The 17,711-nt window shown below is 73.0% G+C and carries 15 protein-coding genes; 8 read left to right on the forward strand and 7 right to left on the reverse strand.

What is annotated here, in order from left to right:
- Window positions 1-5: 5 nt before the first annotated feature.
- The 8 genes from rnpA (at window position 6) to ACIO5D_RS21075 (ending at window position 6,655) form a co-directional block, all read left to right on the forward strand.
- Window positions 6-434, forward strand: a complete 429-nt coding sequence (gene rnpA / locus ACIO5D_RS21040; protein WP_363613053.1) for a ribonuclease P protein component — start codon at window positions 6-8, stop codon at window positions 432-434.
- A complete protein-coding gene (gene yidD / locus ACIO5D_RS21045; protein WP_363613051.1) occupies window positions 431-802 on the forward strand; it encodes a membrane protein insertion efficiency factor YidD in 372 nt (123 codons plus the stop codon). Before rnpA ends, yidD begins: the two co-directional genes overlap by 4 nt.
- Window positions 799-1,956 (forward strand): membrane protein insertase YidC, encoded by a 1,158-nt coding sequence (gene yidC, locus ACIO5D_RS21050; protein ID WP_363613049.1) that lies wholly within the window; start codon window positions 799-801, stop codon window positions 1,954-1,956. Before yidD ends, yidC begins: the two co-directional genes overlap by 4 nt.
- An 82-nt stretch (window positions 1,957-2,038) precedes the next feature.
- Window positions 2,039-2,569: a R3H domain-containing nucleic acid-binding protein gene (locus ACIO5D_RS21055; RefSeq protein ID WP_363613047.1), complete on the forward strand. Its 531-nt coding sequence runs from the start codon at window positions 2,039-2,041 to the stop codon at window positions 2,567-2,569.
- A 198-nt stretch (window positions 2,570-2,767) separates the two neighbouring features.
- Window positions 2,768-3,601, forward strand: coding sequence for a 16S rRNA (guanine(527)-N(7))-methyltransferase RsmG (gene rsmG / locus ACIO5D_RS21060; protein WP_363613045.1), 834 nt, complete (start codon window positions 2,768-2,770; stop codon window positions 3,599-3,601).
- 250 nt (window positions 3,602-3,851) lie between these two features.
- Window positions 3,852-4,802 carry a ParA family protein gene (locus ACIO5D_RS21065; RefSeq protein ID WP_400654280.1) on the forward strand — a complete coding sequence of 317 codons (951 nt, stop codon included), beginning with the start codon at window positions 3,852-3,854 and terminating at the stop codon, window positions 4,800-4,802.
- Window positions 4,799-5,914, forward strand: coding sequence for a ParB/RepB/Spo0J family partition protein (locus ACIO5D_RS21070; RefSeq protein ID WP_363613041.1), 1,116 nt, complete (start codon window positions 4,799-4,801; stop codon window positions 5,912-5,914). The genes ACIO5D_RS21065 and ACIO5D_RS21070 overlap by 4 nt, the downstream gene beginning before the upstream one ends.
- Window positions 5,915-6,037: 123 nt before the next feature.
- Window positions 6,038-6,655, forward strand: coding sequence for a GNAT family N-acetyltransferase (locus tag ACIO5D_RS21075; protein WP_363613039.1), 618 nt, complete (start codon window positions 6,038-6,040; stop codon window positions 6,653-6,655).
- A 114-nt stretch (window positions 6,656-6,769) separates the two neighbouring features.
- Here the strand turns inward: ACIO5D_RS21075 and trxA are convergent, their stop codons facing one another.
- The 7 genes from trxA to ACIO5D_RS21110 all read right to left on the reverse strand — a co-directional run bounded on the left by trxA (window position 6,770) and on the right by ACIO5D_RS21110 (window position 17,434).
- Complete coding sequence (gene trxA / locus ACIO5D_RS21080) at window positions 6,770-7,096, reverse strand: thioredoxin (protein WP_363613037.1); 327 nt, start codon at window positions 7,094-7,096, stop codon at window positions 6,770-6,772.
- A 134-nt stretch (window positions 7,097-7,230) separates the two neighbouring features.
- Window positions 7,231-8,196: a thioredoxin-disulfide reductase gene (trxB, locus tag ACIO5D_RS21085; protein ID WP_363613035.1), complete on the reverse strand. Its 966-nt coding sequence runs from the start codon at window positions 8,194-8,196 to the stop codon at window positions 7,231-7,233.
- 173 nt (window positions 8,197-8,369) lie between these two features.
- Entirely contained in the window at window positions 8,370-9,359 is a 990-nt protein-coding gene (locus ACIO5D_RS21090) for a hypothetical protein (RefSeq protein ID WP_400796945.1), read from the reverse strand.
- Complete coding sequence (sigM, locus tag ACIO5D_RS21095; protein ID WP_400796948.1) at window positions 9,356-10,102, reverse strand: RNA polymerase sigma factor SigM; 747 nt, start codon at window positions 10,100-10,102, stop codon at window positions 9,356-9,358. The genes ACIO5D_RS21090 and sigM overlap by 4 nt, the downstream gene beginning before the upstream one ends.
- A gap of 63 nt (window positions 10,103-10,165) precedes the next feature.
- The gene (locus ACIO5D_RS21100; RefSeq protein WP_400796951.1) at window positions 10,166-12,124 is read right to left on the reverse strand and encodes a protein kinase family protein; all 1,959 of its coding nucleotides are present in this window, start codon (window positions 12,122-12,124) and stop codon (window positions 10,166-10,168) included.
- Window positions 12,125-12,433: 309 nt separating this feature from the next.
- A complete protein-coding gene (murJ, locus tag ACIO5D_RS21105; protein ID WP_400796954.1) occupies window positions 12,434-14,941 on the reverse strand; it encodes a murein biosynthesis integral membrane protein MurJ in 2,508 nt (835 codons plus the stop codon).
- A gap of 57 nt (window positions 14,942-14,998) precedes the next feature.
- On the reverse strand, window positions 14,999-17,434 hold the full coding sequence (locus ACIO5D_RS21110; RefSeq protein WP_400796957.1) for a DUF6049 family protein: 2,436 nt from the start codon (window positions 17,432-17,434) through the stop codon (window positions 14,999-15,001).
- Between the last annotated feature and the right edge of the window lie 277 nt (window positions 17,435-17,711).

A 17,711-nucleotide genomic window follows, 5' to 3' on the forward strand; every position in this document is an offset into this window, starting at 1 on the left:
CTGTTGTGCTGCCCTCCGAGAATCGGCTGCGGCGGCGCCAGGACTTCGCGACCGCGGTGAAACGCGGTCGCCGGGCCGGCCGGCCCCTTCTGGTCGTCCATCTCAGCAGAGACGGTGACCCCAAGGGGCAGGCCGACCGGACCAGCGACTCCCGCCCGCACGTCGCCGAGGGGACTCCTTCGGCGCGTGCGGGTTTCGTCGTGAGCAAGGCCGTCGGTCCGGCGGTCGTCCGTAACCTGGTCAAGCGCCGCCTGCGCCATCTTGTCCGTGATCGCCTGTTCAGGCTGCCCGCCGGTAGCCTGATAGTGGTGCGTGCGCTGCCCCAGGCCGCGTCCGCCTCGTACCAGGATCTCGAACGTGACCTGGACGCGGCGCTCAAGCGGCTGCTGAAGGTGGAGCCCGCCGCCTCGGCGCCGACGGGAGCAGGTCGATGAAGTACCTGCTGATGGGTCTGATCAGGGTCTACCAGTGGACCATCAGCCCACTGCTCGGTCCGGTCTGCCGTTATTACCCCTCCTGCTCGCACTACGGCTACGAGGCCGTGAAGGTGCACGGGGCGGTCAAGGGCGGCGGCCTGACCGTGTGGCGCATCCTGCGCTGCAATCCGTGGACGCCCGGCGGGGTCGATCATGTTCCGCCGCGCAAGCACCCGGTGTGGCACCGCCGGCTGCGCGATCTGCTGAACCGCAGGTCCGCCGCCGACCGGCCGGTGACCGCACCCCCCGCCGGTCCGGACCCCGAGGGCCCGGCGACCATTGGCTCTGTGGGGCCAATCCCAATGTCCAAGGAGCCTGACCGGTGACCTTCTCCTTCCTGAACCCCCTGTACACAGCGGTGTCCTGGATCATCGTCCAGTTCCACTCGCTGTACAGCCACATCTTCGATCCGGACGGTGGCTGGGCCTGGGGTCTGGCCATCGCGTCCATGGTGGTCGTCATCCGGATCTGCCTGATCCCGCTCTTCGTGAAGCAGATCAAGGCGACCCGGGCCATGCAGGCGATCCAGCCGAAGATGAAGGCCATCCAGGAGCGCTACAAGAACGACAAGCAGCGCCAGTCCGAAGAGATGATGAAGCTGTACAAGGAGGCGGGTACCAACCCGTTCTCCAGCTGCCTTCCCATCATCGTGCAGGCGCCGTTCTTCACCGCGCTCTACGGCGTGCTCGCCAAGGTCGCCAAGAGCGAGCCGATCGGGGTCATCGACGGCACCCTGCTGACCAGCGCGGGCAAGGCGCACATCTTCGGTGCCCCGCTCTCCGCGACCTTCGTGAGCAGCCCCGAGACCAGCGTCAAGATCGTCGTCGCGGTCATGATCATCCTGATGTCGCTGTCGCAGTTCATCACGCAGCGCCAGCTGATGACCAAGAACATGGACCTCACGGTCAAGACGCCGTTCATGCAGCAGCAGAAGATGCTGATGTACGTCTTCCCGATCATGTTCGCCGTGATGGGCATCAACTTCCCGGTCGGTGTCCTGGTCTACTGGCTGACCACCAACGTCTGGTCGATGGGCCAGCAGCTGGTCGTCATCCGCAACAACCCGACGCCGGGCAGCAAGGCGTGGGACGAGCGCCAGGTGCGGCTGAAGAAGGCGGGCCGGCTGAACCCGGACGGCTCGGTGATCAAGGGCGGTATGTGGGGCCTGCTTCCCCCGAAGAAGACGGCCACGACCGCCGAGGCCGTCGTCGAGGACGCGGTGCAGGTGCGACGCCAGCAGCCGCGCAAGCAGACCAAGGCACAGCGCCAGCACGGCGGTCAGACGACCAGCCTGACCAAGGACGCCCCGGCCCCGGCCGAGGAGACCGTCGAGTCCGGTGCCGACCAGCCGGCCGCGGCCAAGCAGGGCGCGGCCAAGCCCGCCGGAGCCAAGCCGGGCACCGTCCGGCAGCAGGGCGCCCGGCAGCAGCCGAAGCGCGGTGGCGGACAGGGCGGCCAGCGCCCGAAGAAGAAGTCCTGACCCGCCCCCGGACTGTCAAGGCAGCGCACAGAGCTTCGTTCCCGGCCCACCACCTGGGCCCCATCTCCGAAGGAGTCCATCAGTGACGGAAGGCACCACCTCCGCCATCGAGGCCGAGGCCGTCGCCAGCGCCGACGAGAGCCTCATCACCCGCCTGGAGCAGGAGGGCGACATCGCGGCGGACTACCTGGAGGGTCTGCTCGACATCGCCGACCTCGACGGTGACATCGACATGGACGTGGAGGGCGACCGTGCCCTGGTGTCCATCGTCAGTGATGGCAACGACCGTGCGCTCCAGCGCCTGGTCGGCCAGGACGGCGAGGTGCTGGAGGCGCTGCAGGAGCTGACCCGGTTGGCTGTCCACCGGGAGACCGGCGAGCGCAGCCGCCTCATGCTGGACATTGCCGGCTTCCGGGCCCGCAAGCGGTCGGAGCTGGCCGCGCTCGGCGCCGAGGCGGCGGAGCAGGTGAAGAGCACGGGGGAGCAGGTCAAGCTGCGGCCGATGACGCCGTTCGAGCGCAAGGTCGTCCATGACGCGGTGGCCGCGGCCGGTCTGCGCAGCGAGTCGGAGGGCGAAGAGCCCCAGCGGTGTGTGGTCGTGCTGCCGGCCTGAGACCGGCAGAGCGGTGCCCGGCCGAGACGGCCGGTGCGCCGGGACTGTCCGGATGGCGACTGACAGACCCCGTCCGCCTTGTGCGGGCGGGGTCGTTGTCCCTCTGCGGGGCCGCCGGGCCGAGAGCCCGGCGAGAGATGTTTCACGTGAAACGGTGCGATGCGCGGGTCGGTGGATCCGGGGAGCGGAGAGGTCGAGATGGACACGGAGAACGCGGCTGCCGGTGAGCCGGCGACGGGTGCCGGCAATTCGGCCGCTGAGGGTCCGGCGGTCGAGGGGCCGGCCGCCGAGGGGCTGACCGAGGCGCCGGCCGTGGCCCGGGAGGTCTTCGGCGACCGCTTCGACGCCGCCGTCCGGTACACCGAGCTGCTGGCCACGGCGGGTGTCCAGCGCGGGCTGATCGGCCCCCGCGAGGTGCCCCGGCTCTGGGACCGCCATGTGCTGAACTGCGCGGTGCTCGCCGAGCTGCTGCCGCCCGGATCGACCCTGTGCGACGTCGGCTCCGGAGCCGGCCTGCCCGGCATCCCGGTGGCCCTGGCCCGCCCGGACGTCTCGGTGACGCTGCTGGAGCCGCTGCTGCGCCGGACCACCTTCCTGGAGGAGGTGGTCCGCGAGCTGAACCTGGAGAACGTCACCGTCCTGCGCGGGCGGGCCGAGGAGATGGTCGGCAAGCTCGCGGTGGACGTGGTCACCGCCCGGGCGGTGGCACCGCTGGACCGGCTGGCCGGCTGGGGCCTGCCGCTGCTCCGCCCGCACGGGCAGATGCTGGCGCTCAAGGGCGACAGCGCGGAGCAGGAGCTGGCGGACTCGCGGGCCGGGCTGACCAAGCTGGGCGCCGTGGAGTGGTCGGTGATCTCGGTGGGCGAGGGCACCCTGGAGACCTCCACCCGGGTGATCCAGGTGAAGGCGGGGGAGAGCCCCGGCGGGGTGAAGGCGGCGACCCGGCGGGCCAAGGCGGCCCGGGCCGGGCGGAACGCGAACGCCTCGCGGGTCGGCGAGCGGGGCCGCGGCGGACGGCGCCGCGGCCGCTGAGCGGACGCGTGGGAACGGGCGGGCGGCCTCTTCGGGCCGCCCGCCCGTTCTGCTTCGCGACGGAGTGTCGCACCGTCAGAATTCCGACATAGCGGGCATGGTGTTTCACGTGAAACGTCGCTCCCTGCTCTCCGACGGTCTTGACCTCCGGCTCCGCCGCGGGCTCGGCCTTATCCGGGCGGCAACTGTTGCCGCTCCGGTTTCACGTGAAACACTGACCCCCATGCAGGACTCGGAGACCATCGACCAGATCGATGACACGCCCATCGCGCGTGCTGCCCAGGCTGCGGTCCGAGCGATCGGACGAGCGGGCGAGGGCCTTCCCCGGCCCGCCGCCACCCGGGTGATCGTGGTGGCCAACCAGAAGGGCGGGGTGGGCAAGACCACCACCACCGTCAACATGGCCGCCTCGCTCGCCATGCACGGACTGCGCGTCCTCGTGGTCGACCTCGACCCGCAGGGAAACGCCTCCACCGCACTCGGCATCGACCACCACGCGGAGGTCCCGTCGATCTACGACGTCCTGGTGGAGGGCAAGCCGCTGGCCGATGTGGTGCAGCCGGTGGTGGACGTCGAGGGGCTGTTCTGCGTCCCGGCCACCATCGACCTGGCCGGCGCGGAGATCGAGCTGGTCTCGCTGGTCGCCCGGGAGAGCCGGCTCCAGCGCGCCATCACCGCGTACGAGCAGCCGCTGGACTACATCCTGATCGACTGTCCGCCCTCGCTCGGGCTGCTGACGGTCAACGCCCTGGTCGCCGGTCAGGAGGTGCTGATCCCGATCCAGTGCGAGTACTACGCGCTGGAGGGTCTCGGCCAGCTGCTGCGCAACGTCGAGCTGGTCCGGGCGCACCTGAACCCCACGCTGCACGTCTCCACCATTCTGCTCACCATGTACGACGCCCGGACCAGGCTGGCCGCCCAGGTGGCCGAGGAGGTCCGGACGCACTTCCACGAGGAGGTGCTGCACACCGCGATCCCCCGTTCGGTCCGGATCTCGGAGGCACCCAGCTACGGCCAGACGGTGCTCACCTACGACCCGGGCTCGACGGGTGCGCTCTCCTACCTGGAGGCGGCCAGGGAGCTGGCGCTGCGCGCGGTGGGCATCGGGGTCGGTGGCTCGACGGTGGGCCAGCAGCGCGACGGCGGTACGGGGCAAGGCGCCCCAACGGCACAGCACGGTACGACGGAGGACAATCGGTGAGTGGTCGCAGGGGTCTGGGACGAGGGCTCGGGGCGTTGATCCCGGCCGCCACGCCGGGGGCCGGCGGGGCGGCGGCAGAGCCCGCGGTGGTCCCGTCCGCCCCGGCCTCGGTGGTGGCCGCGGGGACGGTGTCGCCGACGGCGGTGCCGGTGCTGCCGACCGGCCGCGGCACGGTGGCGGCGAAGGCCGCCGCGGAGAGCCTGCGGGAGCAGGCGGTCCGGGAGCGCGAGGCGGCGGCTGAGCTCGTCGGGGCGGACCTCGCCCAGGTGACCGGTGCGCGGTTCGCCGAGCTGCCGCTGGACGCGATCACGCCCAACCCGCGCCAGCCGCGCGAGGTCTTCGACGAGAAGAAGCTGGACGAGCTGGTCGCCTCCATCAAGGAGGTGGGCCTGCTGCAGCCGGTGGTGGTGCGCCAGGTCGGTCCGGAGCGCTTCGAGCTCATCATGGGCGAGCGGCGTTGGCGGGCCTCCCGGGAGGCCGGGCTGGAGCAGATCCCGGCGATCATCCGGGCCACCGAGGACGACAAGCTGCTGCTGGACGCCCTGCTGGAGAACCTGCACCGGGCGGAGCTGAACCCGCTGGAGGAGGCCGCCGCCTACGATCAGCTGCTGCGGGACTTCTCCTGCACCCATGACGAGCTGGCGGACCGGATCGGCCGCTCGCGTCCGCATGTCTCCAACACCCTGCGGCTGCTGAGGCTGTCGCCGCCGGTCCAGCGGCGGGTCGCCGCCGGGGTGCTGACCGCCGGGCACGCCCGGGCCCTGGTCGGCGTGCCGGACAGCAAGCGGCAGGAGCGGCTGGCCAGGCGGATCGTCGAGGAGGGCCTCTCGGTGCGGACCACCGAGGAGATCGTCACGGTGATGAACCACGAGGAGAAGCCGCAGCGCCAGTCCGGGCCGAAGGCGGGCAAGCTGATCTCCCCGGCCGTCAACGATCTGGCGAGCCGGCTGTCGGACCGCTTCGACACCCGGGTCAAGGTCGAGGTCTCGCAGCGCGGCGGCAAGCTGGGCAAGGGCAAGGTGGTGCTGGAGTTCGGCTCGGTCGAGGACCTGAACCGGATCCTGGACAGCCTGGCCCCGGGCGAGGACGGGCTACGGCTGTCGCAGGGCTGAGCCGGGCCGAAGGCGAATCCCGATGGGTGCATGTTCCACGTGAGCGGTGTTTCACGTGAAACATGCACCCATCGGCGTTCGGGGGGAATGCTCGACTGTGGAGTGGACGAGGAGGTGCGGGGTATGGGACGCCGGATCGTTCCGCTGACGCTGGACAACCTCGGAGATCTGCCGACGACCTGCCGGTCCTGTGTGTTCTGGGAGCTGGACCCGGTCAGCGGGCGGGCGGCGGTCGAGTCCGGCAAGCCCGAGCAGGAGAAGGAGGCGTGGATCTCCGCGGTGCTGCTGGAGTGGGGGTCCTGCGGCCGGATCGTCTATGTGGACGACCAGCCCGCCGGGTTCGTGCTCTACGCCCCGCCCGCCTATGTGCCCCGCTCGCAGTCGTTCCCGACCAGTCCGGTCTCTCCGGACGCCGTCCAGCTGATGATCAGCCGGGTACTGCCGGGCTATCAACGGCAGGGGATCGGTCGGGTGCTGGTGCAGACGGTGGCCAAGGATCTGCTGGGCCGCGGGGTCCGGGCGGTCGAGGCCTTCGGCGCGGTCGGACGGCAGCCGCCGAGCTGTGTGCTGCCGGTCGACCATCTGCTCGCGGTCGGCTTCAAGACCGTTCGTCCGCACCCCCGCTACCCGAGGCTGCGGCTGGAGGCGCGGACCACGCTGTCCTGGCGGGGCGATGTGGAGGGGGCTCTGGAGCGGCTCCTGGGCGGGGCGCGCAAGGAGCCGGCGCTGCGGCCGTTCTGAGCCGGCCGACCGTTCCCGGCCGCTCGCCCGGAGCCGGGCCGAGGGGGAGGAACACGACGAGGGCGGGGCTCCCGATGGGGGAGCCCCGCCCTCGTCGTGCCGGTCGGGCCGGACCTAGATGAACTCGGCCAGCTCGCGCAGCAGCGCGGCCTTCGGACGGGCGCCGGTGATCGACTTCACCGGCTCGCCGCCCTTGTAGACGATCAGCGTCGGGATGGAGATCACGTTGTACTGAGCCGCGGTCTGCTGGTTGTTGTCGACGTCGAGCTTGGCGATGGTCAGCTTGTCGCCGTGCTCGGCCGCGATCTCCTCCAGGATCGGGGCGACCTGGCGGCACGGGCCGCACCAGGTGGCCCAGAAGTCGACCAGAACGGGCTTGTCGCTGTCCAGGACGTCGGCCTTGAACGTCGCGTCGGTGACGGTGGTGGTGGCGCCGGCCACGGGAACTCCTCGGGATCGAACGGAGAGGGCTGCTGCCAGAAGAACAACGGGCGGGCCCGTTCTGTTTCTGCCTGGCCGGGGCGGGGGTGTTTCACGTGGAACACCCCCGCCGGGGGCGGTCGGTGGTGCGGAGGTCAGACCGCGACGGTGGCGGCCTGGGCCTCGAGGTCGGCCAGCGCGGCCAGGTAGCGCTCGGCGTCCAGCGCGGCGGAGCAGCCGGTGCCGGCGGCGGTGATGGCCTGGCGGTAGGTGTGGTCGACCACGTCGCCCGCGCCGAAGACGCCGGGGATGCTGGTCCGGGTCGAGGGGGCCTCGACCTTGAGGTAGCCCTCGGCGTCGAGGTCCAGCTGGCCCGTGAAGAGGTCGGTCCGCGGGTCGTGGCCGATGGCGATGAACAGGCCGGTGACGGCCAGCTCGCGGGTCTCGCCGGTGGTGGTGTCGCGCAGGGTGACGCCGGTCAGCTTCGGGTCCCCGTGGATGGCCTCGACCGCGCTGTCCCACTCGAAGCGGATCTTCTCGTCGGCGAAGGCGCGCTCCTGCATCGCCTTGGAGGCGCGCAGGGTGTCACGGCGGTGGATGATCGTGACGCTGCGGGCGAAGCGGGAGAGGAAGGTCGCCTCCTCCAGCGCGGTGTCACCGCCGCCGACCACCGCGATGTCCTGGTCGCGGAAGAAGAAGCCGTCGCAGGTGGCGCACCAGGAGACGCCGCGACCGGAGAGCTTGTCCTCGTTCGGCAGGCCCAGCTTGCGGTGCTGGGAGCCGGTGGTGACGATCACCGCGCGGGCCTTGTGGACGTTGCCCTCGGAGTCGGTGACGGTCTTGATGTCGCCGGTGAGGTCCACCGCGACGATGTCGTCCGGGATCAGCTCGGCGCCGAACCGCTCGGCCTGCGCCCGCATGTTGTCCATCAGCTCGGGACCCATGATGCCGTCCCGGAAACCGGGGAAGTTCTCCACCTCGGTGGTGTTCATCAGCGCGCCACCGGCGGTGACGGCCCCCTCGAAGACCAGAGGCTTGAGGGAGGCACGGGCGGTGTAGAGCGCGGCCGTGTAGCCGGCCGGGCCGGAACCGATGATGATCACGTTACGGACGTCGCTCACTGCATCTCCTGGTTCGCATCGCGACCCGCGTTAGGTGCGGGGAGGGCGGTCCTGCTCCGCCGCCCGGGACAACGACTGACCAGTGTCTCGCATTCCCAGGCGGATCAGTACCAGGTGCCCGCAGTCCGGGAGCGCCGGGCCGTGCTGGGCGTGGATCGCTCGGGAACGGCCGGTCAGCGGGCCGGGACCGTGCGGTGCAGCAGGACCGGCCCGCAGCCGGGGGAGCGCAGATAGACGTCGAGCAGCCCGGACCGGTCCGGCACCGGGTACACCAGGACCTCGACCGGGGCGCCGGCGTAGCTGCCGCGGTCGGTGGCCAGCGGCGGTCCGTCGGCGGGCGCCGGGCAGGCCGGGGCGGAGCGGCCGCCACCGCCGAGCCCCTGCGTTCCGTCGGCGGGCGGCCCGTCGGCGGGCGTTCCGTCGGCGGGCCCGGAGGGGACGGAGGGCTTGGCCGCCGGGGGAGCGGGGGTGGCGGTGGTCCGGGCGAGCAACTGCTGGATCTGGGCCGCGAGCCGGTCGTCCCGGTAGACGGTGCCGCCGGCGGCGTGCTCCGCCCTGCCGTCGGTGGTGGCAGCGGCGGCGGCCGGGGCGTCGGCCTTCGCCATGGTGCCGTCGACGGACTGCCGGTCCGCGGGGCGCAGCAGCAGGACGCCGCCGAGGCCGATCGCGAGCAGGGCGGCGGCCGAGCCGAGCAGCAGGCCGGCCCGTCGTCGGCGGGGGCGGGAGCGGCCCGCTCCGGTGGCGCCGGGACCGGCGGGCGCCGTGGCCGCGGACGGACGGCCGGGCGGCGGTGCGAGTGGGGGTGCGGGCGCCGTGGACGGCGCCGCGGCAGGGCGGGACGGCCGGGCCGGGGGCCCGGCCCCGTCGTCGGCCGCAGCGGCCTCCTGGGGGCCCTCCACGGCCTCGGCGACCGCGGCGGCCAGGGCGGCGTCGAGCCGCCCCGCGAGGTCGGCGGGCATCGGCGGCGGTTCGACGGCGCCCAGCAGTGCCTGGACCTCGGCGAGCGCGTCGGCCGTCTCGCGGCACTCGGCGCAGCCGTCCAGGTGCCGTCGCAGGGCCCCGGCGGTGGCGGCGGACTCGACCAGCCCCTCGGCGAGGTCGGCGAGCTCGTCCGGGTCGGGGTGCGGTCCGGTGGGGTCGGGGGAGGAGAGGGGGGCCGTCATCGCGCGCTCGCGTCTCCTTCCAGGATCGGTCGGCCGGTGTCCAGGCCTGTCCCTGGGACGGTACGGGGCCCCGAGGGGTTCCCCGGCGGGGCGGCGGCGCCCCGTTCCGCCGGTGCCGTCGTCCCGGGAGCGGGCGCTGTTTCACGTGAAACGGCGGGTGCGCCGCCGTCGCCGCGCAGATGGCGGACCAGCGGGAGCAGCCGGGCCCGGCCCCGGGCGCAGCGGCTCTTCACCGTCCCGACCGGCACGCCCAGCAGTTCGGCCGCCTCGGCGACCGGATAGCCCTGCATGTCGACCAGGACCAGGGCGGCCCGCTGCTCGACCGGCAGCTCGGCCAGCGCGGCGGTGAGTTCCCGGTGCACCTCGGCGCGGACCACCGGGCTGTCGGCCGGTTCGGCGGAGCCGACCAGGGCGTCCAGCCGCCGGGGGTCGTCGTCGAGCGGTCCGGTGCGGCGGGTGGCGGTGCGGCGGGCCCGGTCCAGGCAGGCGTTGACCACGATCCGGTGCAGCCAGGTGGTGACGGCCGAGCGGCCCTGGAACGTGTGGGCGGAGCGGAGCGCGGAGACCAGCGCGTCCTGGAGGGCGTCGGCGGCCTCCTCACGGTCGCCGAGGGTGCGCACCGCGACCGCCCAGAGCCGGTCGCGGTGGCGGCTGACCAGCAGGCCGAAGGCGTCCCGGTCGCCGGCGACGTGCCGGGCGAGCAGCGCCGCGTCGTCGTCCGTCCGGTCCACGCCGTCCGCCACCGCCACCCCTCCCGTGTCCTGCGCTCCGGTGTGCCAGGCCCTGCCCCCGCCGTGCCGGTCCGGTCAGCCGGAGACCTTGACCTCGGCGATCCCGCCGCGGTACCTGCCGTCCGATGGATCCTTCGGCAGGCTGGTGATCCAGATCAGGAGGTAGCGCGTGGTGACCGGGCTCTCCAGGGTGTAGTCGGCCGTGGGGCCGCTGTGCTTGCCGAGCACCGTGTAGTCCCCCGGCTGCGCCTTCAGCGGGGCGGCGGCGGCCTGGGCGTTCGGCACCCGCAGCTCCGCCGTGGTGGAGCCGAGGAACTGGACGTTCACCGAGCTGACCGCCTGCGGCGTGCCGAGGTCGATCAGCAGACCGGTGCCCTCCTTGAGGAGGGGCTTGGGACCGAACGGGTCGTTGTACCACTGCGGGACCCAGGCGGTGTTCGGGTCCCCGTCGAAGGCCTTGGCGGTCGAGTAGGCGCCTTCCGGGCCATCGCCCTGCGGGTTGTACGACTGCGCGTCCTTGACCGGGATCGGCACCGGTGTGTGGGTGGTGGCGTGTGTCGTCGGTGAGGTGACGGTCGCGGACGGGGAGGTCGCCACGGCGGGCTGGTTGTTGCGCAGGCTGTCGACCAGCTGCCAGGAGGCGACGCCGATCGCGCCGAGGGCGACCGTCCAGGCCGTCACCTTGAGCACCCGGCGCAGCCGCCGCCGGGTGCGCCGGGCGGGGACCGGGCGGGGACCGGCCGGCGGCTGGGCGATGCCGGGGGCGGCGACCACCCGGGTCGGGTTGGGCGCGGTGGGCAGCGCGTGCGTGTTGTGCCGGGGCGGGGCGGTGAAGGCCGGCAGCTCCGGCTCGGGCTGGCGGATGCGGGGCATCAGCGCGATGGCCCTGGCCAGCTGCTCGGGGGTGGTGATCGGCTCGGCGTGGTGCGGCGGGTGGTCGAAGAAGGCGCGGGCGGCCAGCTCGGACAGACCCTTGTGGACCCCGGCCCTGACCTGGTCCGGCGGCACCTCGCGGAGGTTCTTCGGCAGCCCCTGGAGGTCGTAGCGGTCCTCGGGGAACGGCCAGCGGTGGGTGAGCGCGGCGTACAGCAGGGCGCCGATGGCCCGGGTGTCGGTGCGCTCGGTGTCCTCGGCGGTGTCCTCGGCGGTGTCCTCGGCGGGCAGGCCGCGCAGGGCGGCGTCCACCGCGATGCCGTTGATCCGGTACTGGCCGCTGTCGGTGCGCAGCACACAGCGCGGGGTGAGCCGCAGATGGGCCTGGCCGCGCTGGTGGGCGGCGGCCACGGCATCGGTGACCTGGCGGACCATCTGGTAGGCCTCGTGCGGCTCCATCGGGCCGTCGGCGAGCAGCTTGGCGAGGTCGGAGGCGTGCGGCAGCCACTCCCGCACGACGTAGACCAGCTCGCCCTCCTGGACGGCGTCCAGGACCTGGACGAAGCGCGGGTCGCCGAGCAGCGCGGCGGACTTGGCGGCGGCCAGGACGGCGCGGGCCCGCTGGTGCCCGGAGGCCATCAGATGGACGCCGACGGCCCGGCGCAGCTTCTCGTCGACCGCCCGCCAGCTGCTGAAGGTCTCGGTCTGGGAGATGCACTCCTCCAGCCGGTACCGGTTGCCGATCTTGTCGCCGCTGTGCCGCAGGGGGGCCGGCAGGGTACGCGGGAGGGTGCCGGTGGCGCGGGGGTCGACGGTGGGCTGCGGGTCCTGCGGAGGGCGGCCGGCGGGGTGTCCCGAGGGCGCACCCGCGGACGGCTTCGCCGCCCCCTGGCCCGTTCGGCGCCGGTCCGCGGCGGCGGCGCGCGCGGCGCCCGCGGCCAGCTCGGCGGCGATCTCGTCGGCCGACAGCGGTGCGGTGATCTCCGAGGTCTCCTCGCCGCTGGAGGCGGTTTCGGGGGAGCGGTCGGCGGTGTCGTCGGCGTCGTCCGTCCCGGCGGCCGTGTCGACCGCGAGCTCGTCGATCGCGGCGGCCAGCGCGGCCTCGTCCGTCGTCCCGTCAGCCGCTGACGTGTCGACGACCGCCTTGGTGCCATCAGCCACCGTGGTCCTGCCTCCCCTTGTGTCGCCCCGGCCTGAGAGAGTCGCTGGAGCACGCGGGCGGGCAGGCCCAGCGCTCCAGGACAATTGTGCCCACTCTTCTCCACCGGGTACGACCGCTGAAAGGTCCGGGCGGTTGCGCGGTGGTGGAGAGATGTGGTGCGGATCCGGCACTGGGCCGCCATCGCGGAGCCCGGGACGACCCGGGAGCCGATGGCGGCCCAGTGCCCGCCCCGGTGGGGCGGAGAACCCCGTCCGTCCGGTTGACGCCCGGTCAGGGCGGCGGCCGGTGCGGCCGGTTGGTACGTGTGGTCAGCGGCCCAGTCGGCCGCGGACCATCCCCAGCATGGCGTTCAGTTCCTCGATCCGCAGCCGCTTCGCGATCAGCACGAAGACGGCCAGCTGGAGCCCGCCGGCCAGGACGACCGAGAGCACGCTGCCCGGCCAGCCGCCGAGAACGCGCTGGACCGCCAGGCTGACGGCCAGGCCGACCACGGCGGCGGGCACACAGGCGGCCGCCAGCCGGCTGTAGGTCCTGCCGATCCGCTTGGTGTCCAGGCCGCCGATCTTCCGCTTCAGCTTCGGTACGGCCACCATCACTCCGATGGCGTACGCCAGACCGTACCCGAACGCCATGCCCGTCACCGTCCACTCGGGCGGCAGCACGAACCAGCAGAGCACCGAGAAGACGGCCTGGCAGGCCGCCACCCAGACGGTGTTGGAGAACGGCGTGCGGGTGTCCTCGTAGGCGTAGAAGCCGCGCAGCATCACGTACTGCGCCGAGTAAGGGATCAGGCCCAGTGCGAAGGCGGAGAGCATCAGACCGACGTTGGTGGCGCTGAGCAGGACGGTCCGGTCGCCGCCCACCGCGTAGATCGCGCGGCCGATCGCCGGGCCGAGGGCCAGGAACAGGAACGCGGCCGGGACGACCGCCACCGCGGTGGTGCGCAGACCGTGCGAGAGGTCGTCGCGGACCGCGCCGGCGTCCTCGTCGGCGGCGGCCCGGGAGAGCCGGGGAAGTACCGCGCTCATGATCGAGACGGTGATCACGGCCTGCGGCAGCTGCCAGATCAGCAGCGCGTTGGAGAACGCGGCGAGGCCCACACCGCGGTGGCCGGTCTTCTCGGCGGCGCTGCCGGCGGCGGTGGCCAGCTGGGTGATGACCAGGAAGCCGGCCTGGTTGGCGAGCACGAAGAAGAAGGTCCACTTGGCCAGCCGGCCGGCCTTGCCCAGACCGTGGCCACGCCAGTCGAAGCGCGGCCGGAAGCGGAAACCGGCCGCCCGCAGGTACGGGATCATCGCCAGCGCCTGGACCACCAGGCCGACCATGGTGCCGATGCCGAGCAGCCGGACGCCCTCGGGCGAGACGGTCTCCGGGGTGACCTCGGTGCTGCCGAAGCTGCCGTAGACCCAGATGTACGCGGAGAAGGTGAAGATCACCACGATGTTGTTGAGGACCGGGGTCCACATCATCGCGCCGAAGCGGCCGCGGGCGTTGAGGATCTGCCCCATCACCACATGGATGCCCATGAAGAAGATGGTCGGCAGGCAGTACCGGGCCAGCGCCACGGTGGTCGCGGCCCGGGTCGGGTTCTCCATCATCGGGTGCGAGATCAGCTGGACCAGCAGGGGCGCCCCGACCACGGCCAGCAGCACCACGGCGCCGAGCCCGACCATCACCAGGGTGAGCAGCCGGCTGGCGTAGGCGGTTCCGCCGTCCTCGTCGTTCTTCATGCTGCGCACCAGCTGCGGCACGAAGACCGCGTTCAGCGCGCCGCCGCCGATCAGGATGTAGAGCAGGGTCGGCAGGGTGTAGGCCGCGTTGTAGGAGTCACCCATCACGGCGATGCCGATCGCGCTGGTGATCACCATGGTGCGCAGGAAGCCGGTGCCCCGGGAGACCAGGGTGCCGGCCGCCATGATCGCGCTGGAGTTGAGCAGGCTCGTGACCTTGCCGCCGCCACCGGCCGCGGGCGCCGGGGCGGTGCGTTCCTCGGCGGCGAGCTCCTCCAGGGGCTCCACCGCGGGCGGCAGCTGCACCGCCGCCACCTGCCTGGTGGCCTCCTCCTCGGAGAGCGGCGGGTCGAACTCGATCGGCGGGACGAACGGGCGCTGCCCGTCCGGGTCGTGCGGGTGTCCGTGCTGTCCCGGGTACCCGCCGCCCGGGGGGAACGGCGCGGGTGCGACGGGCGGCGGGCCCAGCGGGGGCTGTCCCATGAACGGCTGGACCAGCGGCGGCTGGGGCATCGGCGGCTGGGCCGCGTAGGCCTGGGGCCCGGGGGGCTGGACCAGCGGCGGCTGGGGCTGGGCCGCCGCGGCATGGCCGCCGCCGAACAGCGCGTCCACCCCGACGTACTCGGTGGTCTCGGAGTCCCACGCCGAGTGCGCCGGGCCGGGCTGCCACTGCGGCTGGCCGCCCCACTGGCCGCCCCACTGGGCGCCGGACTGGCTGTCGGCCTGGTTGTTGGCCTGGTTGTCGGCCTGGGCCGGCTGCTCCCAGCCGGGCCGGTTCTCCTGCCAGCCCGCCTGGGCCGGGGCGTCCCAGCCGGGCTGCACCGGCGGAACCGGCGTCGGGTAGCCGCCCCCCTGCGGCGGCAGCTGCGGCGGCACGTCGTAGGCGGCGGCCTGCTGCTGCGGCGCGGCGGGCCGGGCGGCCCCCAGACCGTACGGGTCCTGACCGTCCTGGTGGCCCTGGTACGCGTTGGCCGCGTACGGGTCCTGGGCGTAGGTGTCGGCCACGTACCAGTCGCCGGACGGCGACTCCGCGGCCGGCCGGCCCTCACCGCGGCCCGGCGGCCGCTCCTCGCTGCGCCCGGTCATGTCACCTCTTCGCTGTCGTGGGGGAGGCCGCCCCGGAATCGGGGGGTGTCGGCGGTATCAAGGACCAACCTTCTCATCACTGGTGGCCTGATCCCGGCCATCTGCGGCGCTGCCGCGCGGTGTCTGCGCGGCTCCTCCACGTTCGGGCCCCTCCCCGTCGCCCGCGTCCCCGGCCGGGGCGGGCTCTTCGGAGAGCGGTGCGTCGGGGTCCTCGGTGTCGGTCCCCCGCCGCTTGCGCTGGCGGAAGAAGCGCAGCGCCGCCAGCAGCAGCAGCACCAGGCCGCCGCCGAAGACGTACAGCACGCCGTTGGTCACCGAGGTGACCTCCACGGTGAACCGCTGTTCGTCGCCGTACGGCCGGGAGTCCGGGCCGGTGGTCCAGAGCTGGGCGGTCATCTGGACGGGCCCGTTGTTCTGCGCCTCGGCCTGGAACCGCAGCGTGACGCTCTGCGAGGCGGGCAGGACCAGCTCCTCCGGATCGCTGACCCGGAGCCGGTTGGGCTGGGTCGGGCGCAGCACCAGCTTGAGATTGGTGACCGGCTGGGTGAGGTCGTTGCGGACGCTGACCTGCAGGACCCCGGTGTCCCCGGCGAGGGTGATGACGTTCTTCTGCGGCACCTTCACCGCTTTGGTCAGATCGCCGAGGTAGGTCGACACCCCGTCGCGGTAGGTGCTGCCGGCCGGCGCCTGGGTCCGCCACTCCGTCGACATCGAGCGGACCATGGCCGCGCTGAACGGACCGCGCACCCGCTGCGGCAGGGTCAGGACGCGCATCAGCAGGTCCAGATCGCTCTGGATCTTGATGGTGCCGGTCAGGTCCGAGGACGGCAGTTCCGAGGAGCGTGCGTGGGCCGGGTAGTCGGCGGCGGCCGGGACGGAGCCGTTCGCCTTCGGGTCGGGGGCGCTCTGGGCCACCACGTCCAGCTTGACCTGCTCCACCCACTTGCCGGTCTGCGCCGTCTGCAGGGCCGTGGCCAGCACCTTGGCGGTGTCGGCGGTCAGCTCGCGCGGCGGCATCACCAGCAGGCCACGGGGGTTCTGCGGCTCCTGGCGGCTGATCACGAAGGTCTCGGCCAGGAAGCGCTGCACCGCCAGGGTCTGGGCCTGCGGGGTGTTCAGGTCCGACTGGAACAGACCGGCGATCGTCTCGTCGGCCACCACCCCGGTCTGCCCGTTGCCGATCGGGCGTACCGCGGTCGGCGTGTACTTCAGCGCGTCCGACTCCGGCAGGCTCGCCCCGTTCACCAGCACCAGGCCGGCGCCCGCACGCTGGGCCACGCCCGCGATCTGCTGGTCCAGATACCCCTGGTACGGCCAGGCCACATCGGAGCGGGTGTCCACCGCCAGCCGGCCCTCGACGGTCAGCCGGCCCGCCGTGGCCGCCTTGCCCAGCGCGGCGTCCATGCCCTGCAGGTCGGCGCCGTTGTGCGCGATGGAGGCGAGGTCCGGGTCGGCGTACGGCAGCGACACCACCTGGCTGGTCGGCTTGGCGACGGCCGTGCGCAGCTTCTCCAGCCAGGCCGTCGCGGCGGCCTGGCCGGTGCCCTGGACGGTGTTGTCCTCCTTCGCCGCCTGATGCTCGGTGCCCGGCTTCTGCACCCGGTACGGCCTGGTCATCGCGAACGCGGTGTCCAGCAGGTCCGGGTCGACCACCCAGGTCAGCCCCGGCAGCTTGGATCCGGTGTCCACCAGCTCGTACAGCCGACCGCCGGGGGAGAAGTCGGCGGCCAGGCTGTCGTCGCGCAGCACCGAGACGGTCTGCTCGTTCTCGGAGATGGTCTGCGCGGCCAGCACCGGCGCGTGCACCAGCGGCCACAGGGTGGCGACCTTGGACGGCTGCGCGTCGGCCGGCGTCGGGCTGTACGGCAGGAACGTCCGGGCGATGCCGAGCGGCCGGTCGCGCTGGTTGTCCGCGGTCGAACCCCAGACGTCCACCGCCAGCTCGTACACGCCCTCTCCGGAGAGCTGGAGGTCGTTCACCGCGACCCCCAGGGTGTACTGCTGGGTCTGGCCCGGTCCCAGCTCGTTGAGCGCGTACTGCGGGCTGTCCAGCTCGACGCCGTCCGAGCCGGTCGGGCTGGTCCGGCCGGCCACGTTCAAGAGCTCGCTGCGGGCCGTCAGCGGCTTGCCCGACCAGGGCTTGCGCACCGCGGCGTGCGCGGACTTGAGCACCGACTTGCCACCGTTGGTGACCTGGCCGGTGATCGTCACGGTGCCGTTCTGCGCGGTGACCATGGGGGTCATCGTCTCGATGGTCATCACCACCGGGTACTCCGCGGAGACGGTGGAGTCGGCGGCCGGGAGGTTGCCGCCGTTCGGCAGCGCGCCGGCCGGCGCGGCCGACAGCAGCGCCAGCGCCGCGCCGACGGCGGCCGCGAACCGCCGGGCCGTGCGCGCCGCGCGGCGCCCCGGCTCCCCCCGGTCGGCGGCATGCCCGGTCCGTCCAGGCTGTCCGTACGCCTCCAGGCCCGAGTGCCGTGCCGGCTCGCCCACGCGCTTCGCCCTCGCCGTTCTCGATCGCTCGCTGCTTGATGCTGTCGCTGCTTGGTGCTGCGGATGCTCCGCCGGCCGATACGCGCGGCCGTGAGGAGTAGCCGTGAGGAACGCGGCCGTCCGCCGTCCGGTCGGCCGTGACGGCACGCGGCACGGCAACCGCTTCCCGGTGCCCGCGACCCGCTCCACCGGCATGGTAACGATGCTGCCAGGGGTGCGGTGTTGCGGCCCTTGAGCTGAGACGCCGAAAACGCGCGGGCGGTTGAGCCGCCCGGGC

Origin of the sequence: Kitasatospora sp. NPDC087315, assembly GCF_044744345.1 — a bacterium.
Taxonomy (GTDB): domain Bacteria; phylum Actinomycetota; class Actinomycetes; order Streptomycetales; family Streptomycetaceae; genus Kitasatospora.

Bases quoted from the DNA above. Each gene is read 5' to 3' on its own strand.
- yidD (WP_363613051.1), top strand. From the start codon at position 431: ATGAAGTACCTGCTGATGGGTCTGATCAGGGTCTACCAGTGGACCATC.
- rsmG (WP_363613045.1), top strand. From the start codon at position 2,768: ATGGACACGGAGAACGCGGCTGCCGGTGAGCCGGCGACGGGTGCCGGC.
- ACIO5D_RS21075 (WP_363613039.1), top strand. From the start codon at position 6,038: ATGGGACGCCGGATCGTTCCGCTGACGCTGGACAACCTCGGAGATCTG.
- ACIO5D_RS21090 (WP_400796945.1), bottom strand. From the start codon at position 9,359: ATGACGGCCCCCCTCTCCTCCCCCGACCCCACCGGACCGCACCCCGAC.
- murJ (WP_400796954.1), bottom strand. From the start codon at position 14,941: ATGACCGGGCGCAGCGAGGAGCGGCCGCCGGGCCGCGGTGAGGGCCGG.